At 63.6% G+C, this 25844-nt stretch carries 28 protein-coding genes; 16 read left to right on the top strand and 12 right to left on the bottom strand.

The window, feature by feature from the left end; translation table 11 throughout:
- The first annotated feature begins 49 nt into the window (after positions 1–49).
- Positions 50–598, top strand: a complete 549-nt coding sequence (locus GCT13_RS05600) for a YbaK/EbsC family protein (protein ID WP_152755759.1) — start codon at positions 50–52, stop codon at positions 596–598.
- A gap of 157 nt (positions 599–755) precedes the next feature.
- Here GCT13_RS05600 and wrbA read toward each other — a convergent pair whose 3' ends face one another.
- Positions 756–1355 carry an NAD(P)H:quinone oxidoreductase gene (gene wrbA / locus GCT13_RS05595; protein ID WP_152755757.1) on the bottom strand — a complete coding sequence of 200 codons (600 nt, stop codon included), beginning with the start codon at positions 1353–1355 and terminating at the stop codon, positions 756–758.
- A gap of 405 nt (positions 1356–1760) precedes the next feature.
- Between wrbA and GCT13_RS05590 the strand changes: the two genes are divergently transcribed.
- Genes GCT13_RS05590 through GCT13_RS05580 form a run of 3 tightly spaced genes read left to right on the top strand, consistent with a single transcriptional unit; the run spans position 1761 to position 3036 of the window.
- Positions 1761–2129 (top strand): hypothetical protein, encoded by a 369-nt coding sequence (locus tag GCT13_RS05590; protein WP_152756108.1) that lies wholly within the window; start codon positions 1761–1763, stop codon positions 2127–2129.
- A gap of 14 nt (positions 2130–2143) precedes the next feature.
- Complete coding sequence (locus GCT13_RS05585) at positions 2144–2509, top strand: hypothetical protein (RefSeq protein WP_152755755.1); 366 nt, start codon at positions 2144–2146, stop codon at positions 2507–2509.
- A 32-nt stretch (positions 2510–2541) separates the two neighbouring features.
- On the top strand, positions 2542–3036 hold the full coding sequence (locus GCT13_RS05580) for a lytic transglycosylase domain-containing protein (RefSeq protein WP_321574217.1): 495 nt from the start codon (positions 2542–2544) through the stop codon (positions 3034–3036).
- Between the two features lie 29 nt (positions 3037–3065).
- On the opposite strand, the gene GCT13_RS05575 is transcribed toward GCT13_RS05580, so the two are convergent.
- A complete protein-coding gene (locus tag GCT13_RS05575) occupies positions 3066–3470 on the bottom strand; it encodes a helix-turn-helix domain-containing protein (RefSeq protein ID WP_152755753.1) in 405 nt (134 codons plus the stop codon).
- Between the two features lie 646 nt (positions 3471–4116).
- On the opposite strand from GCT13_RS05575, the gene GCT13_RS05570 reads away from it, so the two are divergent.
- The 3 genes from GCT13_RS05570 to GCT13_RS05560 all read left to right on the top strand — a co-directional run bounded on the left by GCT13_RS05570 (position 4117) and on the right by GCT13_RS05560 (position 5505).
- The gene (locus tag GCT13_RS05570) at positions 4117–4509 is read left to right on the top strand and encodes a hypothetical protein (protein ID WP_152755752.1); all 393 of its coding nucleotides are present in this window, start codon (positions 4117–4119) and stop codon (positions 4507–4509) included.
- Positions 4510–4576: 67 nt separating this feature from the next.
- Positions 4577–5185, top strand: coding sequence for a hypothetical protein (locus GCT13_RS05565; protein ID WP_152755750.1), 609 nt, complete (start codon positions 4577–4579; stop codon positions 5183–5185).
- Between the two features lie 92 nt (positions 5186–5277).
- Complete coding sequence (locus GCT13_RS05560; RefSeq protein WP_087738636.1) at positions 5278–5505, top strand: DUF2964 family protein; 228 nt, start codon at positions 5278–5280, stop codon at positions 5503–5505.
- 37 nt (positions 5506–5542) lie between these two features.
- Here GCT13_RS05560 and GCT13_RS05555 read toward each other — a convergent pair whose 3' ends face one another.
- The 3 genes from GCT13_RS05555 to GCT13_RS05545 all read right to left on the bottom strand — a co-directional run bounded on the left by GCT13_RS05555 (position 5543) and on the right by GCT13_RS05545 (position 6950).
- Positions 5543–5737: a YqaE/Pmp3 family membrane protein gene (locus GCT13_RS05555; RefSeq protein WP_087738637.1), complete on the bottom strand. Its 195-nt coding sequence runs from the start codon at positions 5735–5737 to the stop codon at positions 5543–5545.
- A gap of 52 nt (positions 5738–5789) precedes the next feature.
- A complete protein-coding gene (locus GCT13_RS05550) occupies positions 5790–6125 on the bottom strand; it encodes a YbjQ family protein (protein ID WP_152755748.1) in 336 nt (111 codons plus the stop codon).
- Positions 6126–6227: 102 nt separating this feature from the next.
- Positions 6228–6950, bottom strand: a complete 723-nt coding sequence (locus GCT13_RS05545) for a sulfite exporter TauE/SafE family protein (protein WP_321574202.1) — start codon at positions 6948–6950, stop codon at positions 6228–6230.
- A gap of 186 nt (positions 6951–7136) precedes the next feature.
- Here GCT13_RS05545 and GCT13_RS05540 point away from each other — a divergent pair, with 186 nt between their 5' ends.
- From GCT13_RS05540 to rpoD, 7 genes are all read left to right on the top strand, one after another.
- Positions 7137–8291: an acyl-CoA dehydrogenase family protein gene (locus GCT13_RS05540; RefSeq protein WP_152755744.1), complete on the top strand. Its 1155-nt coding sequence runs from the start codon at positions 7137–7139 to the stop codon at positions 8289–8291.
- Positions 8292–8746: 455 nt separating this feature from the next.
- Entirely contained in the window at positions 8747–10978 is a 2232-nt protein-coding gene (locus tag GCT13_RS05535) for a DUF3141 domain-containing protein (RefSeq protein WP_407670754.1), read from the top strand.
- Between the two features lie 77 nt (positions 10979–11055).
- Positions 11056–12033, top strand: a complete 978-nt coding sequence (locus GCT13_RS05530; protein ID WP_152755740.1) for a phosphate acetyltransferase — start codon at positions 11056–11058, stop codon at positions 12031–12033.
- Positions 12034–12052: 19 nt separating this feature from the next.
- Entirely contained in the window at positions 12053–13234 is a 1182-nt protein-coding gene (locus GCT13_RS05525; protein ID WP_152755738.1) for an acetate/propionate family kinase, read from the top strand.
- Between the two features lie 2 nt (positions 13235–13236).
- Entirely contained in the window at positions 13237–14016 is a 780-nt protein-coding gene (gene fabI / locus GCT13_RS05520) for an enoyl-ACP reductase FabI (RefSeq protein ID WP_152755736.1), read from the top strand.
- Positions 14017–14275: 259 nt separating this feature from the next.
- Positions 14276–14536, top strand: coding sequence for a hypothetical protein (locus GCT13_RS05515; protein WP_227746727.1), 261 nt, complete (start codon positions 14276–14278; stop codon positions 14534–14536).
- A 302-nt stretch (positions 14537–14838) separates the two neighbouring features.
- Positions 14839–16836, top strand: a complete 1998-nt coding sequence (rpoD, locus tag GCT13_RS05510; protein ID WP_152755734.1) for an RNA polymerase sigma factor RpoD — start codon at positions 14839–14841, stop codon at positions 16834–16836.
- 131 nt (positions 16837–16967) lie between these two features.
- On the opposite strand, the gene GCT13_RS05505 is transcribed toward rpoD, so the two are convergent.
- The 6 genes from GCT13_RS05505 to GCT13_RS05480 form a co-directional block, all read right to left on the bottom strand.
- Positions 16968–17408, bottom strand: coding sequence for a PRC-barrel domain-containing protein (locus GCT13_RS05505; protein WP_152755732.1), 441 nt, complete (start codon positions 17406–17408; stop codon positions 16968–16970).
- Positions 17409–17525: 117 nt separating this feature from the next.
- Complete coding sequence (locus tag GCT13_RS05500) at positions 17526–18407, bottom strand: hypothetical protein (protein ID WP_321574201.1); 882 nt, start codon at positions 18405–18407, stop codon at positions 17526–17528.
- A 379-nt stretch (positions 18408–18786) separates the two neighbouring features.
- Positions 18787–19980 carry a fumarylacetoacetate hydrolase family protein gene (locus GCT13_RS05495; protein WP_152755728.1) on the bottom strand — a complete coding sequence of 398 codons (1194 nt, stop codon included), beginning with the start codon at positions 19978–19980 and terminating at the stop codon, positions 18787–18789.
- A 77-nt stretch (positions 19981–20057) separates the two neighbouring features.
- The gene (locus GCT13_RS05490; protein WP_152756104.1) at positions 20058–21065 is read right to left on the bottom strand and encodes a LacI family DNA-binding transcriptional regulator; all 1008 of its coding nucleotides are present in this window, start codon (positions 21063–21065) and stop codon (positions 20058–20060) included.
- A gap of 207 nt (positions 21066–21272) precedes the next feature.
- On the bottom strand, positions 21273–22163 hold the full coding sequence (locus GCT13_RS05485; RefSeq protein ID WP_152755727.1) for an SMP-30/gluconolactonase/LRE family protein: 891 nt from the start codon (positions 22161–22163) through the stop codon (positions 21273–21275).
- A gap of 67 nt (positions 22164–22230) precedes the next feature.
- Entirely contained in the window at positions 22231–22464 is a 234-nt protein-coding gene (locus tag GCT13_RS05480; protein WP_152755726.1) for a hypothetical protein, read from the bottom strand.
- A gap of 644 nt (positions 22465–23108) precedes the next feature.
- Here GCT13_RS05480 and cobA point away from each other — a divergent pair.
- On the top strand, positions 23109–23870 hold the full coding sequence (gene cobA / locus GCT13_RS05475; protein WP_152755725.1) for a uroporphyrinogen-III C-methyltransferase: 762 nt from the start codon (positions 23109–23111) through the stop codon (positions 23868–23870).
- A 50-nt stretch (positions 23871–23920) separates the two neighbouring features.
- On the opposite strand, the gene GCT13_RS05470 is transcribed toward cobA, so the two are convergent.
- The gene (locus GCT13_RS05470; protein WP_152755724.1) at positions 23921–24529 is read right to left on the bottom strand and encodes a CBS domain-containing protein; all 609 of its coding nucleotides are present in this window, start codon (positions 24527–24529) and stop codon (positions 23921–23923) included.
- Between the two features lie 225 nt (positions 24530–24754).
- Here GCT13_RS05470 and mnmH point away from each other — a divergent pair, with 225 nt between their 5' ends.
- Complete coding sequence (gene mnmH, locus GCT13_RS05465) at positions 24755–25801, top strand: tRNA 2-selenouridine(34) synthase MnmH (protein ID WP_152755723.1); 1047 nt, start codon at positions 24755–24757, stop codon at positions 25799–25801.
- The last annotated feature ends 43 nt before the right edge of the window (positions 25802–25844 follow it).

Here is a 25844-nt window from a genome sequence, read left to right as displayed (position 1 = left end):
TCGTACAATGTGTGCGCCCTGTCTTCGTCCTCGATCGCTTACACCCATCATGCTTTCGCACGAACCACTTCAGAAGCTCGACATCATCGCGCCCGAACAGATCGATGCGCATCTTCCCGCGCACATCGCCGCATCGATCGCAGGCCGTGACATCGTCGTGTTCTCCGTCACCGACGATGCATCGGATACCGCCGACTTCAGCGCCCGTTACGGCTTTCCGATGGAAGACTGCGCGAACACGATCGTCGTTCGCTACAAGAAGGATGGCGGCGAGCATCTCGCCGCGCTGGTGACACTCGGTTCGCTGCGCCTCGACGTGAACGGCGCGGTGAAAACGGCGCTCGGCGCGAAGCGCATTTCGTTCGCGCAGCGCGAGGTCGCGACGGAACAGAGCGCGATGGAGTTCGGCGGCATTACCGCATTCGGTTTGCCTGCGGGCTGGCGTATTCTCGTCGATGCGGCCGTGATTGAACGTCAGCAGGTCGTGATGGGCGCAGGCATTCGCAAGGCGAAACTGCTGCTCGCGCCAGCCGTGCTCGAGCAACTCGATACGGTTGAAATCGCTCAATTGACATTGCCGCCTGACGAGACTGCATGACGCGCGGTCAACCGCTTGAACTTGCAACGTTATTCCGGCAAGCAGACGCCATCGATTGCGCGCACTGAACGGCGGACTGCATTCAGTGCGCTGCGCATTCAGTCCGTCATTCCCTTTGCAATCGAACGGCTGCGATCGACTGCAACAAGAACGCCGTTCAGCCAAACAGCTTCGCCGCCGTCTTCGCGACAATCGCGCCCTGATGCCGCGCGCCTTCGAGATCGATCGCACTGGGTTGCCGCGAGCCGTCTCCCGATGCAATCGTCGTTGCGCCATACGGTGCGCCGCCGACGATCTCCGTCATGTTCATCATCCCCTGATGGCTGTACGGCAAGCCCACGATGATCAGCCCGAGGTGCATCAGGTTCGTGATCACCGAGAAGAGCGTCGTCTCCTGCCCGCCGTGCTGCGTCGCCGTCGATGAGAACGCCGCGCCCACTTTGCCGTTCAGCGCGCCGCGCATCCATAGTCCGCCCGTCTGGTCGAGAAACGCGGCCATTTGCGACGAGATGCGTCCATAACGCGTCGGCGTGCCGACGACGATCGCATCGTATTGCTCGAGATCGGCCACCGTCGCGATGGGTGCCTGCTGATCGAGCTTGAAGTGCGCATTCTTTGCGACCTCTTCGGGAACGGTCTCCGGCACGCGCTTGATGTCGACCTGCGCGCCCGCACTGCGCGCGCCTTCGGCCATTGCTTCGGCCATCTTTTCGATGTGACCGTACGACGAGTAGTAAAGAACGAGAACCTTGGCCATTGCGATCTCCTGAAAAGAGGCGAAGCCATCGCGCTTCGCGTTGAGAAGCAGGCGTGTCACCTTGCCGTGCCGCTCACGATACCCCGGACGCGCATCGCATGTCTCGCGAGGGTGTTCGGCGGCTGTGTCGCGAGCCTGTCACACGGCATCGCGCGCGCAAAGCGGCGAAACCCGCTGCGCGCCGAAGGCACGCGCCCGCCAACCGCCGAAGAGGCGCGAGACAACCTCACCGTTTTTCCGCGCGTTCGACGGTCAGAGTTTCCAGACGACGGCCGTTCCTGAGTCAAGTTTCCCGATTTGCCAAACGTTTGCGGATCGCATATCAAGTTCGCCGCGGCCGTGCCGACAAACCGATGTAGCGTCAACGACTTCTGGGAGCGGTCCGTGAAGCAGCTTGCGTTTTGTATGGTTCTCGTCGCGATGGCCGGTTGCGCGCAATTGCCCACGAACACGGCATCGCAAGGAGAGAAGCCGCCCGTGTCGACTGACCTCATCAGCTTCACGATTCCGCCCGATGCGCTCGGCGCCCGCGATCCGCAACTGTCGGCCGTGCTCGCCAAAGCGGGCGCGCTGGCCGCCTCGCAAAAGCAGCCGACGACGATTCTCGTCACCGCCTTAGGCCAGGACCTGCCGTATCTGAATCAGGCTATCTGGCGAGGCGTGCCGCCGCAGCATCCGGCGAAGCTCAGCCTGGAGAACCTGACGGCGGGCGCGAACCAGCCGTATAGCGTGTCGATCAGGCCAACCTCCACGACACCCTCCGCGACACCATGAAGGGAAGCCTCGCCATGTTCAGGACCGCTCTCCTCGCGGCGAGCCTCGTGCTCGCCGGCCTGGCCCAGGCCGCTCACGCGGGCCAGCCGGCCGTCGCCGGCACGCTGTCGGCAGGCAGCGCGAACGTTGCGCCGGGCATGTCCGGCCTGCCCGCTGCCGACAAGGTCTATCCGCCGCTGCCGACCCTCTCGATGCTGCCGCCCGTATCCGACGACGATGACGAGCCCGTCGTGCCGAAGCGCACGTCGAAAAAGCGCAAGCCGCGCGTCGTCGCCGACGTGAGGCCCACGGCGCCCGCCGCGCGCCTCGTCGTCTCCGACACTTCGCGCATGTATCTGCGCTCGGTCGAAAAGCAGCTCGAACTCGCGATGGCGAAATAACCGCAACGGAGCGTCCTATCGTGTCCACTCATGTGTCCACACATCGGCTTCTCGCGACGCGCCGCTCGCGCCCTCTGCTCAAATGCGCACTCGCCGCGCTCGCGCTGTTCGTGTCGTCGCTGACATGCGAGATCGCGCGCGCCGACGACTGCTTCGAACAGGCAGCCGCCTATCAGGGCGTCAATCCGCTGATTCTGCGCGCGGTCGCGTGGCATGAATCGAAGGGCGACGCGAGCGCGATCAATCGCAATGCGAACGGCTCGATCGACGTCGGGCAATTGCAGATCAACTCCGTTCATTTCAGCGACCTGAAGCGCCTCGGCATTCCGCATCGCGCGCTCACCGATGCATGCGTGAACATCTATGTCGCCGCATGGCTGATCAAGCAGAAGATGGTGAAGTACGGCAACACGTGGCGCGCGATCGGCGCATATCACTCGGAGTCGCCGAAAGAGCGCGACTCCTACGCGCGCAGCATCCAGAAGATCCTCGTCGCCTGGGGCGAACTGCTGCCCTCCGCGCGCTGAAGGCCCGCGTAAAGCCGCCTGTCGCACGACTATTTGCGTGACTTCGTCAGCCGGTGCCCGAGACCGAGATTGGTCGCGATCTGCCACGTATAGACACGCGAGTAGCTGACGCCGAACCGCGCGCGTATCAGTTCGCGCAGACGGTTGCTGGTCCATGCGTCGGACGGAAAACCGTGAACGCTCGCGGGGCCGCTCAACGCGGACGCGATCCATTGCATCGCCGCTTCGTCGAGCACCGACGAACGGCCGCCCACGCTCATCTGCCTCAACGAATCCAGCCCGCCCTCGTTCAGCAGCGCGCGATATTTGCGCACGGTGTTTTCGGAGATGTGCAGTTGCGCGGCGACGTCGCTGATCGACGCGCCTTCCATCAGCATCCTGCCCGCAGCGAGTCTGCGCATGACGGTCGGCAATTCTTCGTTTCGTGAAGGCATGAGCGACCTCGTCGATAGTCAGAACACGAACGCCCGGGTCGCCGGATGACGGACATGGCGCAGCAAATGCAACGTATTTAAAAGACCGATATATGTTTACAGCGCACCTGTGTCTCTCGCTCGTGAAATTTCATGATCGTTGAAAAATCATTTATGGATTTTATTGCGAAATATCCAACAAAAGAAAAATCATATCCGTTTCGGTAAACAATAAATCATCATCATCATACTTTTCGAAGCGTTCGGATGTTTTCTTGAACTTGCCGAAATCGTTTGCTAGCATGCTGTAACCATTACTGCATCGCATCGACTCAAGCCTCACGGCCCGCACCCTGTACGTGCGCCTGCTGCGTTTTCATAGGGAACGTTGTATGGCAATACGTCCATTTCAGCACGCAATACCTTAGCCGGCGGACTATCGCACTCCAGCCGGCACAATCCGCCATGCCTGTTCTATTTGCTGCTTTAAAAGCGGCGAAGAATTTTATTTAAAAAAACAAAATTCATAACGGCAATTGAATTACATCAGGCCTTATTGGCAAAAAACAGTTTCGCTGATAAAAGGCAAAGCGGACCGTTTGCAACATGCCGTCGCGCGGCATTCGATTCCGTACGCGACGGCGCATTTTCACGCGTGGAGGGCAACATGGAAGTGGAACGGGTTGAACGTATCGTCGTGGCGTTGCGACGCGCCGCCGAGCACGAGCGGCTCCTAACCTATCAGCGATTTCACGCGATGTTCGGCGCGAGCGATCCGCTCACTGCGCGCTATGACGCGCTGGAGCGAGCCGTTGCGTCGCTCGGGGAAGTCTCGACGATCGACTACGGCGTGCTGCTCGCGCTCAGCAACGGCCTGCCCGGACCCGACTTCTTCCGCCGTTTCCAGAAGCATCGCTACAACGACTATGTGGCCGTGATGGGCCCGCCCATTCACCGGCAGTCGATCAAGCGCAAGCGGATGCTGGTGGAAGCGGAACGGCGCCGCGTGTACGACGACGCGAGACAGAAGGCAGCAAGCCACACCGCCGAAACAGCGTGACCGCTAAAACCGCCACGGCCCCGTACAGGACGATTGGCCCACTCAACGCACCAACGAGGAGTCTCATATGCAACGTGCAGTTCGCGGTTCGATTCGCATGATGGCCATCGCAGCGGCTTGCGCGACGCTGGCCGCGCCCGTCATCGACGCACGCGCGCAGGACAATCCGGCATCTTCGCCCGCTGCGAACGCGGTCGGCACGGCTGCCGTCGCCGAAGTGACCGCGCGCATCACGCATATCGACACCGGCAGGAACGAGGTGACGATCCGCGGCCCGCGCGGCAACTCGACGATCGTCGAAGTCGATCCCGATGTCGGCGACGTGAAGAAGCTCAAGGTCGGCGATCAAGTGCACATCTCGTACAAGGGCGCGCTGCTACTGTCGGCGGACAAGGTCGACTCGAAGGGCGTGCGCTCGCGCATCGAATCGCAATCGACCACACCCGTGGAAGGCGGCGCGTCGACGCAGAAGCAGAACATCGAAGTGGTCGCGACCGTGCAGAAGATCGACCACAAGAAGCGTCAGGTGACGCTGCGCGGACCTAACCGCAGCGTAGTCCTGCAAGTCGCGCCCGACGTGCCGCTCGACAGGCTCAAGGTCGGCGACAGCGTTCGCGCGAACTACGTGTCGGCGACGGCCATTCAGATCACGCGCGACGGCACGCCTATTCAATAACGAGCGCTCGACCTCGACAGCTGGCCCGTCTTGCTCTCGCAGCGAGACGGGCCAGCTTCGGCAGCCAATGCGCTTACATCACGGTCACTGCGATGCCCATCGAACCCTGGAACTCTCCGAAGCGCCAAGCACGCCGCAAGATGATCTGGAGCAAGGCGCACGTCGTGCTGGCGGCGATCGGCACGCTGTCGGCCGTCGTCGGCATCGCCGTTGCGATCAATGGCGGACTCGAATTCAACCGCACGAAAGTGTTCGTCGGCGTCGGCATCATCGTGGTGTCGACGATTCTCTATGTGTCGATGCTGTTCGTCGACGACTAGCGCGCCATCGTGGCTCCATGCCTGCGCGTGGCGCGGCTTACGTGCGCCGGCCGAGCGCTTCTTCTATCTTCCTGTCGGTCTTGTATTGGCTCAGCGCATACACCGACCAGATCGCGGCGGGCAGCCAGCCGATGATCGTCAGTTGCAGCACGAGGCAGATGATGCCCGCGATCGGACGGCCAATCGTGAAGAACTGGAACCACGGCAAGATCAGGGCAAGCAACAGGCGCATAACATTTCCTTCGGCATCGACTTTGGGTTGAACTTCGGGTTGAAAACTTCGATCACCCGTTGCGGCGCACGCGCACTGCCGTGCCGTAACAGAGCACTTCCGTGACGCCCGAGCCGATCTCGGTCGCATCGTAACGCATGCCGATGACAGCGTTCGCGCCGAGCGTCTCGGCTTCCGCAAGCATGCGCTCGTACGCGTCCAGCCGCGCCCGCTCGCACAACGACGTGTACAGCGAGATATTGCCGCCGAAGATCGTCTGCAGCCCCGCGCCGATCGCGCCCACCACCGAACGCGAGCGCACGATGATGCCGCGCACGATGCCAAGCGAGCCGTCGACGGTGTAGCCGGGCAAGTCGAAAGTCGTGGAGACCATGTTTCGTTCGATCATGTCGTTCCTTTGGTATCGAGTGATTGCATCGCGTTCAACGGGAACATGCACGGCAGGCCGACAACGCGGCATGCATCGCGCGAAGCCAGCAAGACGCGCGGATCAGCGCCCCGCCGCCCACAACAGCGACAGTCCCGACGACAGCATCAGTCCATCGACGACCAGCCTGAACGTGCCGGGACTCATGCGCACGACGATGCGGCGCGCGCAGAACGCACCCGCCATCAGCGCGCAGCCGACGATCAGACCATCCAGCACGACGTGAACGGGCAGCGCGCCGAAGCGGCCGAACGTCATCACCTTGGCCACATACACGCCGACCGAGCCGGCCGCTTCCGTCGCGAGGAACGCGCCTTTCACGAGACCATAACCCATGAACACGGGCACCGTGATCGGGCCCGTCGATACGACGATGCCCGTCAGAAAGCCGATGGGCCCGCCGATCACCGCCAGATGCCATAGCTTGAGACCGATCGAGCGGCGCGTGAGCCAATGGCGCACCAGCACCATCGCAACGAAGAACACGCCCAGTGCGATCTCGACGGCATGCGGCGGCAGCGCAAGCAGCGTGCGCACACCGAGCGCCGCGCCCGGCACGGCCGTCGCGCAATACGCGCCGCAAGCGCGCCAGTCGATTTCGCGCCACCACGCAAGCACCTTGCCGATGTTGCCCATGATCGCGGCAATCGCCATGATGGGCACGGCCTGCTGGGGGCCGAACATCATCACCAGCACAGGCATCAGCAACATCGACGAGCCCGTGCCGATCACGCCGCTCAACGTCCCCGCCGCCAGGCCGACGGCCAGTACCAACAGATAACCCACGCGTGTCCCCGGAAAATGCGCTGGCGCCATGCTACGCGAAAACGGCGGCATCGCAACCGCGTTAAAGACAACAGCAGCTAACGGAAAGCAGAACTCGCGCATCGGCAACAATGCCTGTCCACATGACGAACCCTCAAGGGTGCAGGCACAATTGCAACATGACATTGCACACAGGTAATACGAACGATGATCCGCGATCACGAAACACTGTCCATTCTTCTCGATTCGCTGTCGCGCTTCGTGCGCGAGCGTCTCATGCCCGCCGAAAACGAAGTCGCCGAAACGGATGAGATCCCCGCTGCGATTGTCAGCGAGATGCGTGAACTCGGTCTCTTCGGTCTGTCGATTCCCGAAGAATACGGTGGCCTCGGCCTGACGATGGAAGAAGAAGTGCTCGCCGCATTCGAGATCGCCAGGACGTCGCCCGCGTTCCGCTCGCTGATCGGCACGAATAACGGCATCGGCTCGCAAGGGCTCGTCATCGACGGCACCGACGAACAGAAGCGCCACTATCTGCCGAAGCTCGCATCGGGCGAACTGATCGCATCATTCGCGTTGACGGAGCCGAATTCAGGTTCCGACGCCGCATCGCTGCGCACGACGGCCGTGCGCGACGGCGATCATTACGTGATCAATGGCACCAAGCGCTTCATTACCAACGCGCCGGAAGCGGGCGTCTACACGGTGATGGCGCGCACGAACCCCGACATCAAGGGCGCGAGCGGCATCTCGGCGTTCATCGTCGAGAAGGGCACGCCGGGTCTGTCGCTCGGCAAGATCGACAGGAAGATGGGCCAGAAAGGCGCGCATACCTGCGACGTGATCTTCGAGAACTGCCGCGTGAGCGCCGCGAACATCATCGGCGGCAAGGAAGGCGTCGGCTTCAGGACGGCAATGAAAGTGCTCGACAAAGGACGCCTGCACATCTCGGCGATCTGTGTCGGCGCGGCCGAACGCATGCTCGCCGATGCGCTGCGCTACGCGATGGAGCGCAAGCAGTTCGGCCAGCCGATCGCCGAATTTCAGCTCGTGCAGGCGATGCTCGCCGACAGCCGCGCGGAAATCTACGCGGCGCGCTCGATGGTGCTCGATGCCGCGCGCCGCCGCGACGACAAGGAAGATGTATCGACGGAAGCATCGTGCTGCAAGCTCTTTGCATCGGAGATGTGCGGACGTGTCGCGGATCGCGCCGTGCAGATTCATGGCGGTGCGGGCTATGTGTCCGACTATGCCGTCGAGCGCTTCTATCGCGATGTGCGGCTCTTCCGCATTTACGAAGGCACGTCGCAGATCCAGCAGCTCGTGATCGCGCGCAACATGATTCGCGACGCAAGCCGTTGATGCATCGATCGCGCTGATCTCAGCGCAACGCGTGGACGGCGCATGTCGTCCACTCTTTTCACTCTTTCATTCCGCCCCCGCAGACAGGCATCGCTTTTTGATTGCCAGAAAAAACATCCCGACCTAAACTGCTTTGATGACGCAACGCAACAAGCCTCTTCGCGCGCCTATCGCGCGTCCGATGGCCGCATTCATACTCGCGTCATGCTACTGCCATCTTTATCGCTGATCTTGATCGAAGCCGCGCCTCGCTGAGGCGTGTTGAAGTCTCGCCCTGGTTCCAGGCGCGTGACCCAGTGCAACGATGCAGGCCTGGTGTACGAGTTCGATGTACATGTGATGCGTGCAAGGCGCGCGTCGCATGGGACCGTGGCACCGACTCTTTGAGGGAGTTCGAAGCGACCATGAATCAGTCTCTCCCGACATCCGTTTCGCCCAGCTTTTCCATTCCGCCGATGCCCTTCGCGTCGATGCCGGGCAATCTGCTGACGCAAGCATCCGCCTACGCAGTCGATGCATGGCAGCGCAGCGTGCTGTTTGCCGACGTGATGCGCGAGCGCGGCAATCAATATCAGTCGCACTTGCAGGAACGCGTGCCCAACGTGCTCGACTTCGACAGAAAGCTGATCGTCGACGGGCGGCAGTTGCCGCGCCCCGTCAACTACGGCCTCGTTCGCATCGTGCCGCCCGATGACCTGAAGCCCGACCGCGATCTCGCGGACGGACACGATCCCGGCCGTCTGCGTCCGTTCGTCGTCGTCGACCCGCGCGCGGGACACGGCCCGGGCATTGGCGGCTTCAAGCGCGAAAGCGAAATCGGCGCCGCGCTGCGCGCAGGGCACCCGTGCTATTTCGTCGGCTTTTTGCCCGACCCCGTGCCGGGGCAAACGGTCGAAGACGTGATGCATGCGGAAGCGGCGTTCCTCGAAAAAGTGATCGAACTGCATCCCGACAGTCCCGGCAAGCCCGCCGTGATCGGCAATTGCCAGGCAGGCTGGCAAGTGCTGATGACGGCCGCGATGCGCCCCGAACTGTTCGGCCCGATCGTCGTCGCGGGCGCGCCTGTGTCGTATTGGGCCGGCTGGCGCGGCAAGAATCCGATGCGCTATTCGGGCGGCATGCTGGGCGGCTCATGGCTCACGGCGCTGACGGGCGATATCGGCGACGGCCGTTTCGACGGCGCGTGGCTCGTCGAGAACTTCGAGAGCCTGAATCCCGCCAACACGCTGTGGACGAAGCAGTACAACCTCTACGCGAACATCGACACGGAAGGGCCGCGCTATCTCGGCTTCGAAAAGTACTGGGGCGGCCACGTGTTCCTGAACGCGGGCGAAATGCAGTACATCGTCGACAATCTGTTCGTCGGCAACCGGCTCGTCAAGGGCGAGATCGTGACAGCGGACGGCGTGCGGCTCGACCTGCGCAATATCCGCTCGCCGATCGTCGTGTTCTGCTCGTATGGCGACAACATCACGCCGCCGCCGCAGGCGCTCGGCTGGATCACCGATCTCTATCGCGACGACGCCGATCTTCTCGGCCACGATCAGACCATCGTCTACGCGACGCATGACAGCATCGGCCACCTCGGCATCTTCGTGTCGAGCAGCACGGGACGCAAGGAGCATCACGAATTCGTCAGCAATATCGATCTGATCGACCTGCTGCCGTCCGGCCTCTATGAAGCGCACATCGGTGCGAAGACGGAAGCGACCGAGCATACGGACCTCGTGATCGGCGACAACGTGCTGTCGATTTCGCCGCGCACGATCGCCGACGTGCGCGAGATCGTGCAGCCCGATCCGGAAAGCGACCGGCGCTTCGCAACGGCCGCGTATCTGTCGCGCTTCAATCTCGGGCTGTACCGCAGCATCATGCAGCCGTGGGTGCACGCGGGCGTGATGCCGTGGATGGCCGATTTCGCAAGCAAGCTGCATCCGCTGCGCGTGACCTACGAGCTGTGGTCCGATCGCAATCCGCTTGCCGCGTCCGTTGCGCAGGCTGCGCAAAGCGTGAAGGAAGCGCGCGCGCCCATCGAGGCCGACAATCCGTTCCTGCAGATGCAGACGTTCATGTCGCACGCGATCGAAGCGTCGCTCGACTACTATCGCGACATGCGCGACGCCGCCGTCGAGCAGATGTTCGAAACGGTGTACGGCGCGCCCTGGCTGCAGGCGTTCGCGGGTCTTCCGCCGCGAGCGGGCGGCGAGAAAGCGGCGGCATTGACGGAACCCGGCGACACGGAAGAGCGCGAAGCATCGATCGTCGCCGAGCACGCGCGTCTGCGCAACGACATGACGGAAGGCGGCCTTCTCGAAGCGAGCGTGCGCGCGCTGCTATACGTAAAGCGCACGCACGGCGAAGCGGACGAGCGCCGCTTCAACCTCGCGCGAGAAATGCTCAGCACGCTATCGGATCAGGGCATCCTGGCGTTCAAGCACGTCGTGCGCGAGCAGGCCGCGTTGCTGCGCCTCGACACGGAAGCAGCGATCGACGCCCTGCCCAGCATGCTGGCCGACGCGTCCGCCACGCACATCCGCAACGCCGCGCGCGACATCGACAAGATCAGCACGACGCTGCCGCTCGACGACAACGAGCGCGCCGATCTCGCCCGCGTGCTGACGATTTTCGAATCGGCGTCGAAGAAGAAAACGGCGCGGCGCACGGAAGCGGGCCAACAGGTCGAATGAACGATGCATCGACGCAGCGCGAGCGGGTGGCCACAGCCCGCCGCGCGCATCGACGATGCGGGGTCGCTTTTCACACGATGTCACATACGAGGGCACACACGATGGAACCCCAGCGCGAACACAAGCGCGAAAAGTACGAGCGTCTCGTCGACTTTGCTGCAAGCCTTCCGCCGACGCCGACAGCCGTCGCGCATCCATGCGATCACGATTCATTGTCGGCCGTCGTCGAAGCCGCGCGCCTCAAGCTGATCGCGCCGATTCTCGTCGGACCGCGCGCGAAGATCGAGGCGGCCGCGAAGGAAGGCCTGCTCGATCTCGGCGATCTGCCCATCGTCGATGCGCCGCACAGCCACGCGGCCGCCGAATGCGCGGTACGCCTCGTGCACGAAGGCAAGGCACAGGCGCTGATGAAAGGGTCGCTGCACACGGACGAGCTGATGGCCGCCGTGGTTGCGCGCGAAACGGGCCTGCGCACCGAGCGGCGCGTGAGCCACTGCTTCATCATGGACGTGCCGGGCCGCGAAGATCCCCTCATCATCACCGACGCCGCCGTCAACATCTCGCCGACGCTCGACGAAAAGCGCGACATCGTGCAGAACGCAATCGACCTTGCCCACGCGCTGCGTTTTCCGGAGGCGCGCGTGGCGATCCTGTCCGCGATGGAAACGGTCAACTCGAAAGTGCCGTCGACGCTCGAAGCCGCCGCGCTCTGCAAGATGGCCGATCGCGGACAGATCACGGGCGGCATTCTCGACGGCCCGCTCGCGCTCGACAACGCGATCAGCGAAGAGGCCGCGAAGATCAAAGGCATCGTGTCGCCCGTCGCGGGCCATGCGAACGTGCTCGTCGTCCCCGATCTCGAAGCGGGCAACATGCTCGCGAAGAGCCTCACGTTTCTCGCGGGCGCGGACGCGGCCGGCATCGTGCTCGGCGCGAAGGTGCCCATCATCTTGACGAGCCGCGCCGACTCGGTGATCACGCGGCTCGCTTCGTGCGCGGTCGCGTCGATGGTCGCGCTCGCGCGGCGCGAGCAACCCTCGGCCGCCATCGTCTGAGAACGTTTGAGGAACCGGCATGGACGTCATCCTCGTCATCAACGCTGGATCGTCGAGCATCAAGTTTCATGCGTTCGCCGTGAACGGCGCGCAGCTCGATCCCATTGCGGGCGGCAAGATCGAAGAGATCTATTCGAATCCGCATTTCATCGCGAAGCGGCAAAGCGGCGAAGTGCTCGAAGACAAGAGCTGGCCGGAGGGCGAGCGGCTCGGACATGACAACGCGATCGCGTTTCTGCTCGACTGGCTGCGCAGTCATGGCGAGGGCCGCGCGACCTTGCGCGCGGTCGGCCATCGTGTCGTGCATGGCGGCGACCGCTATTCGGAGCCTGTGCGCATCGATGCGCACGTGATGGAAGAACTCGAAACGCTCGTACCGCTCGCGCCGCTGCATCAGCCGCACAATCTCGCGGCGATCCGCTCAATCATGGCGCGCAACGCAAACGTGCCGCAGATCGCGTGCTTCGACACCGCGTTTCATCACACGCAGCCGGCCGTCGCGACACGCTTCGCGCTGCCGCCCGACATCACGAGCCGGGGTGTCAGACGCTACGGCTTTCACGGGCTGTCGTACGAATACATCGCGAGCGTGCTGCCGGACTGCGACGAACGCGCGGCGCAAGGCAAGACCGTTGTGCTGCACCTGGGCAACGGCGCGAGCATGACGGCCTTCGATCGCTGCAAGAGCATCGCGAGCACGATGGGCTTCACGGCCGTCGAAGGGCTCGTGATGGGCACGCGCTCGGGCAGCCTCGATCCCGGCGTCGTGCTGTGGATGCTCGAAGAAGCGAACATGGATGCACGCGCGATCGAATCGCTGCTGTACACGCGCTCGGGCCTGCTCGGCGTATCCGGCATCTCCAGCGACATGCGCACGCTGCTCGCAAGCGCCGACCCGAGAGCCGCCGAAGCCGTCGAGCTGTTCTGCTACCGCATCTCGCGCGAGCTCGGCTCGCTCGCGGCGGCGCTCGGCGGACTCGATGCGATCGTGTTCACGGCAGGCATCGGCGAATACGCTGACGCCGTGCGCAAGCGCGTCTGCGAGCTGGCGGCATGGCTCGGCGTCTCGCTCGACGAAGAGGCGAACGCGCGTCACGGTCCGCGCATCAGCGATGCGAAAAGCGCCGTCGACGTCTGGGTCATTCCGACCAACGAAGAACTGATGATCGCCCGGCATGCGCTCAGCCGGCTGGAGGGTTAAGCATGGACAAGCCAACGGGTCAGCCGCTCGCGCAGCGCAAGGTCCTGATCATCGGGATCGCCAATGAGCACTCCATCGCCTATGGCTGCGCGCGCGCGTTTCGCGAACTCGGCGCGGAGCTGGCCATCACGTATCTGAACGACAAGGCGAAGGGCTACGTCGAGCCGCTCGCGCAGGAACTCGGCGCGTCGATGCTGCTGCCGCTCGATGTGTCGAAGCCCGGCGAGCTCGAAGCCGTCTTCGACGCGGTCCGCGATACATGGGGACGGCTCGACGTCGCCGTGCATTCGATCGCGTTCGCGCCGAAAGCCGATCTGCAAGGCGGCTTGCTGAACAGCTCGCCGGAAGGCTTTTCGGTGGCGATGGACATCTCGTGCCATTCGTTCATCCGCATGGCGCGCCTCGCCGCGCCGCTGATGGACGAAGGCGGCTCGATGTTCGCAATGAGCTATCTGGGCGCGACGCGTGTCGTGCCGAACTACGATCTGATGGGCCCCGTGAAAGCGGCGCTCGAAGCGTCGTGCCGCTACCTCGCGCACGAGCTCGGGCCGAAGCACATCCGCGTGCATCCAATTTCGCCGGGGCCGCTAAAGACGCGCGCTGCGTCCGGCCTCAAGGACTTCGATCTGCTGCTCAACGAAGCGGCCGCGCGAGCGCCCATCGGCGAACTCGTCGACATCATGGACGTCGGCTACACGTGCGCGTTCCTCGCGACACCCTACGCGAGGCGCGTGACGGGCAACACGGTGTTCGTCGACGGCGGGGTCAATATCATCGGCTGAATGCAGGGCGTCATTCGATAATGGCGCCCCGCTCCCGCGTGTAAACCATTCGCGCCTGACAGGCGTTGTACTTCTGCACGCAGCCGCGTCCCTCGGCTGACGCCGGCGAGGACATCTCATAACATGATGGATGGTGCGCGGCCGCCCGCAGCAGCCTACGCGCGCGTTTCAGTCAACGATCCGAAAGCAACACGTAGTCGAAGTGAACGATGCGTCGCATAAGATAACTTCCATTTCCTCTTCGTCGAAAACGCGCGCCGTGCCCACGCCTTCCATCATTCCGGAGCAGGACAACGCGCAGGACGCGGCTTCTGCCGCGCGCGAAGACAAGGTCGCGCATGGCGGCACGCCGTGGGCGATGTTCGCGCTGTCGGCCATCGGGCTGCTGGTCGGCGCGTTTGCCGTCATCGGACCGGAACATGTGTCGATGGCCGTCGCCAAGACGTTGCTGACGGTCGGCTGCCTGGTGGTCGCGGCGCTCGCGGGCATCGTCGCGGCGGACCTTTCCAGAAGGCAATGACGCCCCCACCGCACCACGGCGGCGCATTTCATGCTACATAAAGTGGTGCGCTGCACCACTTTTCTGCTATACTCACAGATTCACTTTTTTCGCACGCGTCGAATTGCGTCCTAACTGGAAGGCACCGCGCGAAGGGTCCAGCGAACGCACGGGCATTTCAGTGCGCTTCGGCGGCCTCCAGCGCATCGTTCCGCGTCAATCGATTCGTGCAACACCCCGCCCTTCCTCACGATCCGACAGGTCACGCTGCCTGCCGCGCGCGTGCGCGCGGGGAAGCGAAACAGCCTGCCGAGGAGAACGTATTGGCAAAGCTTGACCGGGATAACTCCCAGTTCGAAACCACCGCACCGAAGGCGCCGAAGCGCGCCGCAAAGGCGAAGGCCCAACCCGCCGTCGTGCCGCAAGACGCGGCCCTGTTGGAATCCCTCGCTGAAGAACGTCAACGTCAGATGCGCGCGCTGATCGCGCTAGGCCGCGAGCGCGGCTATTTGACGCACGCCGACATCAACGACCACCTCCCCGACAATTTCACCGAAACGGCCGCGATGGAAACCATCGTCAGCACGTTCGGCGAAATGGGCGTCTCCGTGTACGAAACGCCGCCCGACGCGGAAACGCTGTTGTTGAACGACGGCCCGTCGGCTGCCGCATCGGACGATCAGGCCGATGAAGAAGCAGAAGTCGCGCTGTCCACCGTCGACTCGGAATTCGGCCGCACGACCGACCCCGTCCGCATGTACATGCGCGAAATGGGCGCGAGCGAGCTGCTCACGCGCGCCGGCGAAATCGAAATCGCGAAGCGCATCGAAGGCGGCCTGCAGGACATGGTGCAAGCCATCGCAATGTGCCCGTCCATCATCTCGACGATTCTCTCGGACGTGGACCGCGTCGTCGCGGGCGAAATCCGCATCGACGAACTGGTCGACGGCATCAGCGACACCAGCGAAGCCGCCGAGATGGACGACGAAGCAGCCGACGCCGCCGCGGAAGAAGAACTCGAAGCGAGCGCATCGGACGAAGATTCGGATGACGAAGACGGCGATCTCTCCGACGACAGCGGCGAAAAGGCCAACGCCGCGCGCCTCGAACAGCTGACGGCGGACAGCCTCGCGATTTTCGAGCGCGTGCGCGCGCTGTTCGCGAGCGTGCCCGACATGCCCGTCACGGACAAGCGCCGCGCAACGGCCATCGCGAACCTGCGCGAGTCGATCCAGCAGGAACTCACGCCGATCCGCTTCACCGCGAAGACCATCGACCGGCTGTGCGCGGACGTGCAGGCTCAGGTCGCGCAGGTTCGCGCGATCGAACGCAACATCCTCTCGATCGCGGTCGACCGCTGCGACATGCCGCGCGAAGCGTTCGTCGAATCGTTCCCCGGCAACGAGACCGATCTCGAATGGACGACGCGCACGGCCGCGAAGTCGAAGGCGTATGGTCCGGCGCTCGAGCGTCACCTGCCCGCGATTCAGGCCGAGCAGCAGAAGCTCGTCGATATCGAAGCCGCGATCGCGCTGCCGCTGCAACAGCTCAAGCAGATCAACAAGCAGCTGAACTCGGCGGAATCGAAGATGCGCCAGGCCAAGCGCGAGATGATCGAAGCGAACCTGCGTCTCGTCATTTCGATCGCGAAGAAGTACGTCAATCGCGGCATGCACTTCCTCGATCTGATCCAGGAAGGCAACATCGGCCTAATGAAGGCCGTGGACAAGTTCGAATACCGCCGTGGCTGGAAGTTCTCGACGTACGCGACGTGGTGGGTGCGTCAGGCCATCACGCGCGCGATCGCGGACCAGGCGCGCACGATCCGCGTGCCTGTCCACATGATCGAGTCGATCAACAAGCTGAACCGCATTCAGCGCGAGATCGTCCAGCAGACGGGCCAGGAGCCGCATCCGTCCGTGCTCGCCGAGCGCATGGACATGCCCGAGGCGAAGATCCGCAGCATCCTGAAGATCGCGAAGAATCCGGCGTCGCTCGATTCGCCCGTCGGTGAAGATGCCGACACGACACTCGGCGACATGATCGAGGACACGTCCGCGACGTCGCCCGCCGATGCCGCCGTGCACGCGAACATGCGCCGCGCGATCGACGAAGCACTCGACGCGCTCACGCCGCGCGAAGCGAAGGTACTGCGCATGCGCTACGGCATCGACACGGCATCGGAACTGACGCTCGAAGAAGTGGGCCGCCAGTTCGACGTGACGCGCGAGCGTATTCGACAGATCGAAGGCAAGGCGATCCGCAAGCTCAATCACCCGAGCCGCGCGGACAAGCTGCGCCCGTTCCTCGAACGCGGCTAACGACTCGAAGCTGCGCGTCTCCGTGACGTGCGGCACGCGACAACAAAACGCGCGACAGCCCTGGGCTGCCGCGCGTTTTTTATTGCACCCTCAACGCGTGCGTCACGAGTGCATCTGATGCAATCAACGCATCAGTGATGCTCGCCGTACTCCTTGCGAGCCATCGGCGTCGCGCGCACTTTCGCATACTGGAACGCGGGAATCGCCTTCACCGCGTCTTTCGTAGCGCCAGCCCATACCAGCTTGCCACCCGTATAGTCGAGTTGCGCCATCGGAATCGCGACATCGTGCTGCGACACGCCAAGGAACTGATGCGCGGCGACGACTGCAAACGAGGCCGCGTTGTCCGGCGAAATGATGATGTCGTGCAGCACGCCGACCTTCTGGCCCTGCTCGTTGTAGATCGGCTTGCCCAGCAGGCTCTTCTTCGCGCTCCAGCCGTTGATGATGATCGATTCCTGCTCGACGCTCACGCCGATGGTCTGTGCGCCCGCCACCTGTGCGCTGGCTTGACCCGAAAACACGCCGACCGTCGACGCCGCGATCAGAACCGCTGCCCACTTTGCCTTCATAGTTATTCTCCGATGTGAAATGTTGCGAGGGACTGCCGCTACTGTGAGAAGCGACATACCTTACCGCATCAGAAACAAACCGTCGCGGAAGGGTACATGGGCGTGCTTTTCGGTGCGCTACTTCGCGAGGCTCAGCCCTTTCCCCAGCACGGAGCCGTCCTTCTGGTTCACGAGCCAGACGGCCTGAACGCTTGCGTGAAGCGTGGAGGTTCGACGGGTGATGTCGGTGGGCTCTTCGTCGGTCGGATCGCTGTGCTCGCTTGTCTCAGTCAGATACGGCGGCTCCAGCGTGCAGACGAGCACGATCGCGAAGTTGTCGCCGGCGTTTTCGAACGCCTCTTGCGAAAGCATCAGGCGGCCGCGCGCGACGGTTTTCGCCGCACCTTCAGTCTTCAGCTGGATCAGGTCGATGTTCTGGATGAAGCCCTTGGCCTTCGCGTCAGGCGCGATCACGAGCCCGCGCCCCCTCGGGCCGACGATGTTCAGATAGAGCTGGATCGCCTCAGGATGCTCATCGCTGGCAAGCGGCACGTTCACGCTCAGGCGATGCGTCGCCGAGCGGTACAGAATGCCGTGCGGCGCGGGGATCATGAACAGGAACGTGCGCTGTCCGTTCTCCGTGGTCGCCGCATGGCCGTGAAAGATGCGATCGAACGGCTGACGCGCGAGATTGCGAATGCGCTCGCTGAGCGATTGCGTCGCGGCAGCGGGCATCTGGCCAGCGAGCGCATCGCGCACCTTCACGGGATCGTCTGCGGTGACGTGTTCCGGCATGGACGTCGTGCCCGACGCTTCCGGCTCGACGGCTTTGGAGGCGGCATTCGTCGTTGCATTTTTCGATGCATTCGTCGCCCCATAGGCGGCCGCGCCCATGCACAGTGCCGCCGCGATACACAGCTTGAGCCCGACTCCATTTGCCCTGGCAACCGTGCTATTCAGAAAATGCACAACATCCTCTCCGTTGATGATGACGCTATCGGTGCGTCTTGTTCTTCTCACGGTTCGTCTCGACGGGTCGAACGCGCTACCAGTACGCATTCTAAGCGTATTCGATGAACGGGATGCGGCAAGCGGGCTATGGCTCTGGGAAACGTTCTGGCAAGCGTTCTGCCAAGAAAAAACGCCAGGCACCGAAGTACCTGGCGTGCAGTTCGACTACACAGGCGCTCGACGCACCTTTTATTCTTGCCTATATATCGACGCCGAATCGCAGATCTTTAGGCCTTTGCGCATACATTTAATCAGGGAAGAATGAACGCAATGCGTTTAACTTTGCCATCCTCAGCGTATCGAAGCTTGCGTGCCTAATGAGTGAGACTCGCAAACGTTTCCTCCATTCCCCTTCGCACCATTTGACATTCGCCAACTACCACGCCCACTACTGCGCGCCCGAGCCGAGCAGCCCACGCGCGGCGAGATTCGCATACAGCGCGCGCACGCCGAACGTCCACGGCGTGATTTCCGTGCACAGCTGCACGGTATTGCGCAACGCGCCGAGTTGCGGCGTCGAGATCGTCACGATGTCGCCGAGGTGATGCGTGAAGCCGCCGCCCTTTGCATCGCGGTCCTTGATCGGCGAGAACATCGTGCCGAGAAACAGCATGAAGCCATCGGGATACTGATGATGCCGGCCGCACGTCTGCGCGACGAGATCGGCGGGATCGCGGCTGATCTCCGACATATGGCTCACGCCTTCGAGCAGAAAGCCGTCGTCGATGCCTTCGACGCGCAGCGCGACGCTCGCGCGCCGCACGGAATCGAGCGTGAATTCGCCGTCGAAGAGCCGCACGAACGGCCCGATCGCACACGAGCCGTTGTTGTCCTTGCACTTGCCGAGCAGCAGCGCCGAGCGCCCTTCGATGTCGCGCAGGTTCACGTCGTTGCCGAGCGTCGCGCCCACGACCGTCCCCTTGCTGTTGACGGCGAGCACGATTTCCGGCTCGGGGTTGTTCCATGTCGATGCCGCCAGCAAGCCGACGTCATCGCCGAAACCGACCGACGACATCGGCTGCGACTTCGAGAACACTTCCGCATCGGGGCCGATGCCCACTTCCATGTATTGCGACCACGCGCCCCTCCGTTCGAGCTCCTCCTTCAGGCGCGCCGCCGCTTCCGAGCCCGGCTCGATCTTCGACAGGTCCGCGCCGATCAGCGTCGCGATGGTCTGCCGCACTTCATCCGCTTTCGCCGGATCGCCGCCCGCCTGCTCTTCGATCACGCGCTCGATCAGGCTCACCGCGAACGTCACGCCACATGCCTTGATCGGCTGCACGTCGCACGGCGCGAGCAGATACACGGGCGCAGCCGGATCGGCCGCGAGACTCGCCGCGATCAGCTCCGCCGCCGTGCCCAGACGCTCGCCCGGCGCATTGCGCGCGACATCGACGGCATCGTCGCGTTCGAACAGATCGGCCGTGGTCGGCGCGCTTGCCGTGATGTCGAACACGTCGCCGTTGCGCACGGCGACGACGCTCGGGCCTTCATAACGCGGCGTCTTGCGCCACACGCGGCCGATCAGCAGCGCGCGGCCGAGGTCGTCGGGCAGATAGTTCGTTTCGGTCGATGCGGTCATGACAGGCGATCCTCCGATGATGTACGGCCCCTGCGCCTTGCCATGCGCGACAGGCCGATGGTCCGATGAAAAGCGTGCTACGCGCTCTCGCGCGCGATCACGCTGAAGTCGATCTTCACGCTCTTGCGCGCCGAAGCGCGCGTCGATCCTGCCGCGCCGTCCTGTGCCGCGAGCGCGGCCAGCAACGCTTCGCCCGTGCGCGTGCCGATGCCGTACGCGTCGACGGAAATCGTCGTGATGGTGGGCGCGCAGCACGCGGCCACTTCGAAATTGCCGAAACCTGCGACGGCGATGTCGCCCGGCACCGACAGGCCGCGCCGGTGGCATTGCATGATCGCGCCGAACGCGGACATGTCGCTCACGCACATCACGGCATCCGTATCGGGCCATTGACGCAACAGCGCATCGAGTGCGGGCGCGCCGTGGCTCATCGTGACGGGCGACTCGCCGAGACGCACGACGCGCGGCTCGCCCAGGCCCTGCGCCTTCACTTCCTGCAGATAGCCCTTCAGGCGGTCGAGGCCGCGCCGGTCGAGCTCGCTCGCGCCGCCGAGAAAGCCGATGCGCCGATAGCCGCGCTCAACCAGATAGCGGACCATCTCGCGCGCGGCCTTCGCGTTGGAAAAGCCCACGGCCGCATCGATCGGCGAGGCGGGCAAATCCCACATCTCGACGACGGGCACGCCCGAGCGCAACAACAGCTCGCGTGTCCCGTTCGTATGCTGCGCACCCGTCAGCGCGATGCAGCGCGGCTGATGGCGCAGCATCGAGCGCACGAGCCGCTCTTCGCGTTCGAGATCGTAGTCCGTATCGCCGATCAGCAGTTGCAGCCCTTGCGGCTCGAGCGCGGCCGTGAGCCCGCGCACGGTGTCGGAGAAGTTGGAACTGGCAAGCGACGGCACGAGCACCGCGGCGAACGCCGAACGGCCCGACGACAACGCGCCCGCCGCAGCATCCGCGACGTAGCCGAGTTCGTCGATGGCCCGCTGCACGCGCTCGCGTGTGGCGGGCGCCACGCCGCGGCCGGCGAGCACACGCGACACCGTCATCTTCGATACGCCCGCGAGCGCCGCGACATCCGACATGCGCGGCGGTCCCGCGAGCGCGTTGCGTGTTTCGATGGCGCGTCTGGTGCTGCGTGGAGTGCTGGACATGCTGATCGTTTGGGGTCGCGTTCTTTATCAGCCGCATATGATAACGGCAACCTCGCGCGCGGCCCGTCCGTCTGCGACAGACGCGACACGAAGCATCGTGAACGCAGCGCCGGGTTCGACGCGTGCGCGATCGCCCATTCAATCCGTCACGCGCAACGCGCTGCGCTTTTCGATCAGCCCCGGCACGAATACACGCATCGCAAAGACCCCGCCCGATTGCGGATACTGTTCGAGTTCCTCGGCGGGACGGCCCTGGCGCGCGGTGGTCACATAGAGCGTGCGCAGATCGTCGCCGCCGAACGCGCACATCGTCGGGCAGCGCGCCGGCAGCGGATATTCGCCGACGACCTTGCCTTCCGGCGAAATGCGCACGACCCGTCCGCCTTCGTACAGCGCGGACCAGTAGCAGCCTTCGCTATCCACTGACGCACCATCGGGACGCCCGCGATCCGTCGGCGTCGGCTCGAACTTCACCCAGTCTTCGCGCGGTCCGACCTCGCCGTTGTCGACGTCGTACGGGTGCCGGTAGATCGTGAAGCGCGGCGTATCCGAGTGATAACACCAACGGTAGTCGGGACTGAACGCCATGCCGTTCGACGTCAGCAGCCCCGCGTCGATCTTCGTCAGCTCGCCGTTTGCATAGCGATACAACGATGCGGCATTGCCCGCCTTGGGTTCGTCGAGCGTGCCGAGCCAGAACCGGCCATGCGCATCGCAGCGGCCATCGTTGAAGCGGCTCGTCGCGGGGTTCTCCGGGTTCGCGCAGAGCTTGCGCACGACCTGCCCTTTCGCGTCCAGCAGAAAGATGCCCGTGCGCATGCCGGCAATGAAACTGTCGTCTTCCGTCAGCGAAAAGCACGCGATGTTCTCGGGCATCGGAATCGCCACGTCCTGCCCTGTCTTCGGATCGAAACCGTGCAGCGCGGGCGCCTGGATATCGACCCACCACAGCTTCGCGCGGCGCTCATCCCAGCGTGGACACTCGCCAAGCGCGGCGGCAGCGGGCAATACGCATTCGAACGTCTGCATGATGATGGTCCTCTCTCGTGGCTCTGGAAAACGCACGCGGCGCGGATCGATCAACAGTAGCAAACAATCATGCAACGTTCAGCGTCGAAGCCGTTCTTCGCACACAAACCGTCGCGCGAACCATTCTGCGCGCATCGCCGCGCTGCATCCGCGCGCGCGTCCCGCGCCGCTCCCTGAGCCGTTCGGGACGCATGCTCGCGCCATGACGCTGGCGGCTATCCTCTTCTTCGCTCGCGGGGGCGGCCACGGGCACGCGATCGCGGGTGAAGAAGTCGATCAACGTCGAGAGGCGCTGCTTCATTTCGTCTCCAGGTGCTTGTCATGCCGCGTTCGTGTGCATTCGACGCGAAGAACGCGCGAGAGTAAACGCCAACGGCGTCCCGCCAGTCCGGTTCGAAGACCAGACCGAGGGGACGCCGTTGTCCAATTCGATGCTGCGGAATGCTACGAAGGTTTGCTGCGGCGCGGCTCGTCGTTGACGCTGCGGCAGTTCGATGCAGCAAGTCATATGCCATGCGCGACATTTCGGCGGACAGCCGCGCGAGCAGGCGATGTGGCGATTCATTTGCCTTGAAAGCAGCCCCGCGCGGCGAATCATGATGATGCTCGAAAGCACTTTCGTGGTGCGCCGCAGCACTGCACGGGTGCGCTACAAGGCGCGATCCAATCATCAGACGCAATGCATCGCACACTCGATTCGCCCGCTCGCAACGAAGCCTGCCGCGCCTTGCACGCATGAACGCCTCGAGCGTTTCGGCGACTGGCCTCGTTCTTGCGGTAACACCGTTCGCCGGCAAAGGCGCCGGCATCCGGTCCGGGCGAGCAGCCCCACTGAAACAGGTTAAGAAAGCAGACAGGACAGCGGCGTCCCCTTCGTGCAAGCACGAGCGGGACGCCGTTTGCATTGGCGGCATCGACTGACGAACACACGCGATGGAGAAACGGATGAACACGGGCAAAGTCACACTGGTCAGCGCGGGACCCGGCGATCTCGACCTGCTCACCTTCAGGGCGGCGAAGGCCATCGCGGCCGCCGACGTGCTGCTGATCGACGATCTCGTCAATGACGAGATCACGACGCTGAAGGCGGCGCATGCGCGCGTGATCAAGGTCGGCAAGCGCGGCGGCTGCAAGTCGACGCCGCAAGCGTTCATCCAGCGCCTGATGCGCCGCTATGCGCTGCAAGGCCGGCACGTCGTGCGGATCAAGGGTGGCGATGCACTGCTGTTCGGCCGCGCGGGCGAAGAGATCGCCGATCTGCGCAGCGCGGGAATCGACGTCGATATCGTCAACGGGATTTCGTCCGGCTTTGCGGCGGCGGCGGGACTCGGCGTGTCGCTCACGCATCGCGATCATTGCCAGGGCGTGATCTTCGTGACGGCGCATCTGCGCGACGGCAGCGAACCCGACTGGGAAAAGCTCGCGGCAACGGGCATGACGCTCGCGATCTACATGGGCGCGAGCCGCATCGAAGGCATCAGCGAAGCGCTCGGCAAGACGCTGCCCGTCGACACGCCCGCCGCCGTCGTGCAGTGGGCCGGCACGTCGCGCGAAAAGCGCGTGTGCGCGACGCTCGGCGAGATTGCGGCGCGTGCCGCGTCGGAAAACATTGCGAGCCCGGCCGTGATTCTGATAGGCGGGGCGATCGGAGAAGGCGTGGCGCAACTGGCCGCGCGCAGCGAGTCGATGTGCCGGTTGAGCGCGTAAGCGCGCTGATTTATTGCTGATTAATCGCTTATGGGTGGCTTAGCAGCCGCTCATTGCCCGCACATGATCTTCATGATGTCGGCCTGTGTGAGCACGCCGACCACACGGCCGCCCTCGCCCAACACGGGCAGGTGGTGATGCCCTTCTTTTTGCGTGAAGAGCGGAATGACATCGGTAAGCGGCGTCGTTTCCGCCACGCAGCGGACCTGGCGCGACATCACCGTGGTCACGGGCCGCTGGCGCCGCTCGCTCTCGGGCACGGTGGTATCGGATGCGAGCTTGAGGAAAGGCAGGACTGCATCGAGCGGCTGCAAGTCGACATGCGTCACCACGCCTTTCAGACAGCCCTCTGCATCGACGACGGGAAGCAGCTTGATATGGTGCGAATCGAGCACCTTCAACGCTGCGCCGATCGTATCGTCGAGGGTCACGGTGACGGGTGGCTTGCGCATCACGTCCGCGCAGGTGAGCCGCAGCAACTGCTGGAAATAGGCCTGCCGTTGCAGCTCGCCAAGCGCCGCTCGCCGATCGTCCTGTTGCTCCCGCGCACTGCGATCACCGCGGCTCGTTTCGCCGTCGCCCTTCGCGCGGTCATCCGCGGCCCCGACGTGATGGCTCGGGTTCCCGAAACACCAGTTCAATACCGACGAGATTGACATGTTGGCCCTCCCCAAGGGTACGTTGACCGTGCATGAAACGGCAATTCCAGTGATGCATATCAGCTTTCATCGCTTGCTGGCAGTTTACATCATAACGTGAGGCATTTGCGCGCGACGCTCTGTCGCTGTTCGAACACGGAAAAGGCCGGCAAAAACGGGGCAAAAACGCCGACATGCGATAATTGCGTATTACGTCGCGCCGCGACGGCCCGTGTGCCCCAACCCTTGAAATCGCTTCTCGCCCCGCTCGACCAGATATCGGAGTTCGACGAAATCGTCGATGTCCGCACGCCGCTCGAATTCGCCGAAGACCACATTCCCGGCGCAATCAATGCGCCCGTGCTGTCCAATGAGGAACGCGTCATCGTCGGCACGATGTACAAGCAGGTGTCGCCGTTCGAGGCGACCCGGCAAGGCGCGGCCATGGTGTCGCGCAACATCGCCGCGCACCTCGAAACGACCTTTGCGGACCGTCCGCGCAACTGGCGGCCGCTCGTCTACTGCTGGCGCGGCGGCAAGCGCTCGGGGTCGATGACAACCTGGCTCAACCTGATCGGCTGGCGCGCGCGGCAACTGGACGGCGGCTACAAGAGCTACCGGCACGCCGTCGTCGAGTCGCTCGACACGCTGCCGGGGCAATTCCGCTACGTGGTTCTCGCGGGCCATACGGGCAGCGGCAAGACGCGGCTCCTGAACGCCCTTGCCGAAACCGATGCGCAAACGCTCGATCTCGAAGGGCTCGCATCGCATCGCGGTTCGATTCTCGGCATGCTGCCGAACGAGGCGCAACCTTCGCAGAAGGCCTTCGATACTGCGCTTGTATCGGCGTTGCGCGGGTTCGACCCGGATCGGCCCGTATTCGTCGAAGCGGAAAGCCGGCGCATCGGTTCCGTATCGCTGCCCGTCTCGTTGACGGAGCAGATTCATCGCGGCACGTGCATCCGGGTGGAAACGGAGCGCGGCGAGCGCATCCGCCTGCTGCTGCAAGACTATGCGCACCTGTTCGACAACCGCGAGTTCTTCAAGGCGCAACTCGCGAAGCTCATCGAGTTGCACGGTCGCGCGAGAATCGTTGAATGGCAGACAATGATCGACGAGGACAAACGCGTCGAACTCTTCGAGCAGTTGATCGACCTGCACTACGATCCCGCCTACTCGCGCAGCACTGGCAAGCATTACGCGCAGTTGCCGGAGTCGATGCGCTTCGCGCTTCGACCCACGGACGCCGATATCCACGAACAGGCACGCGCGCTGCTCGCGCAACTGCGCTAGCGCATCAACGCATCGATGCGCTGGAGCGCTAGCGCGCGCGACG

The sequence above is a fragment of the Paraburkholderia franconis genome, assembly GCF_009362735.1.
Taxonomy (GTDB): Bacteria; Pseudomonadota; Gammaproteobacteria; order Burkholderiales; family Burkholderiaceae; genus Paraburkholderia; species Paraburkholderia franconis.
This window is presented reverse-complemented; position numbering and strand designations above follow the sequence as displayed.

Excerpts from the sequence above, each read along its gene's own strand:
- GCT13_RS05600 (WP_152755759.1), top strand. The coding sequence starts at position 50 with ATGCTTTCGCACGAACCACTTCAGAAGCTCGACATCATCGCGCCCGAA.
- wrbA (WP_152755757.1), bottom strand. The coding sequence starts at position 1,355 with ATGGCCAAGGTTCTCGTTCTTTACTACTCGTCGTACGGTCACATCGAA.
- GCT13_RS05590 (WP_152756108.1), top strand. The coding sequence starts at position 1,761 with ATGGTTCTCGTCGCGATGGCCGGTTGCGCGCAATTGCCCACGAACACG.
- GCT13_RS05585 (WP_152755755.1), top strand. The coding sequence starts at position 2,144 with ATGTTCAGGACCGCTCTCCTCGCGGCGAGCCTCGTGCTCGCCGGCCTG.
- GCT13_RS05575 (WP_152755753.1), bottom strand. The coding sequence starts at position 3,470 with ATGCCTTCACGAAACGAAGAATTGCCGACCGTCATGCGCAGACTCGCT.
- GCT13_RS05570 (WP_152755752.1), top strand. The coding sequence starts at position 4,117 with ATGGAAGTGGAACGGGTTGAACGTATCGTCGTGGCGTTGCGACGCGCC.
- GCT13_RS05565 (WP_152755750.1), top strand. The coding sequence starts at position 4,577 with ATGCAACGTGCAGTTCGCGGTTCGATTCGCATGATGGCCATCGCAGCG.
- GCT13_RS05560 (WP_087738636.1), top strand. The coding sequence starts at position 5,278 with ATGCCCATCGAACCCTGGAACTCTCCGAAGCGCCAAGCACGCCGCAAG.
- GCT13_RS05555 (WP_087738637.1), bottom strand. The coding sequence starts at position 5,737 with ATGCGCCTGTTGCTTGCCCTGATCTTGCCGTGGTTCCAGTTCTTCACG.
- GCT13_RS05550 (WP_152755748.1), bottom strand. The coding sequence starts at position 6,125 with ATGATCGAACGAAACATGGTCTCCACGACTTTCGACTTGCCCGGCTAC.
- GCT13_RS05540 (WP_152755744.1), top strand. The coding sequence starts at position 7,137 with ATGATCCGCGATCACGAAACACTGTCCATTCTTCTCGATTCGCTGTCG.
- GCT13_RS05535 (WP_407670754.1), top strand. The coding sequence starts at position 8,747 with ATGCCCTTCGCGTCGATGCCGGGCAATCTGCTGACGCAAGCATCCGCC.
- GCT13_RS05530 (WP_152755740.1), top strand. The coding sequence starts at position 11,056 with ATGTCACATACGAGGGCACACACGATGGAACCCCAGCGCGAACACAAG.
- GCT13_RS05525 (WP_152755738.1), top strand. The coding sequence starts at position 12,053 with ATGGACGTCATCCTCGTCATCAACGCTGGATCGTCGAGCATCAAGTTT.
- fabI (WP_152755736.1), top strand. The coding sequence starts at position 13,237 with ATGGACAAGCCAACGGGTCAGCCGCTCGCGCAGCGCAAGGTCCTGATC.
- GCT13_RS05505 (WP_152755732.1), bottom strand. The coding sequence starts at position 17,408 with ATGAAGGCAAAGTGGGCAGCGGTTCTGATCGCGGCGTCGACGGTCGGC.
- GCT13_RS05495 (WP_152755728.1), bottom strand. The coding sequence starts at position 19,980 with ATGACCGCATCGACCGAAACGAACTATCTGCCCGACGACCTCGGCCGC.
- GCT13_RS05490 (WP_152756104.1), bottom strand. The coding sequence starts at position 21,065 with ATGTCGGATGTCGCGGCGCTCGCGGGCGTATCGAAGATGACGGTGTCG.
- GCT13_RS05485 (WP_152755727.1), bottom strand. The coding sequence starts at position 22,163 with ATGCAGACGTTCGAATGCGTATTGCCCGCTGCCGCCGCGCTTGGCGAG.
- GCT13_RS05480 (WP_152755726.1), bottom strand. The coding sequence starts at position 22,464 with ATGAAGCAGCGCCTCTCGACGTTGATCGACTTCTTCACCCGCGATCGC.
- cobA (WP_152755725.1), top strand. The coding sequence starts at position 23,109 with ATGAACACGGGCAAAGTCACACTGGTCAGCGCGGGACCCGGCGATCTC.
- GCT13_RS05470 (WP_152755724.1), bottom strand. The coding sequence starts at position 24,529 with ATGTCAATCTCGTCGGTATTGAACTGGTGTTTCGGGAACCCGAGCCAT.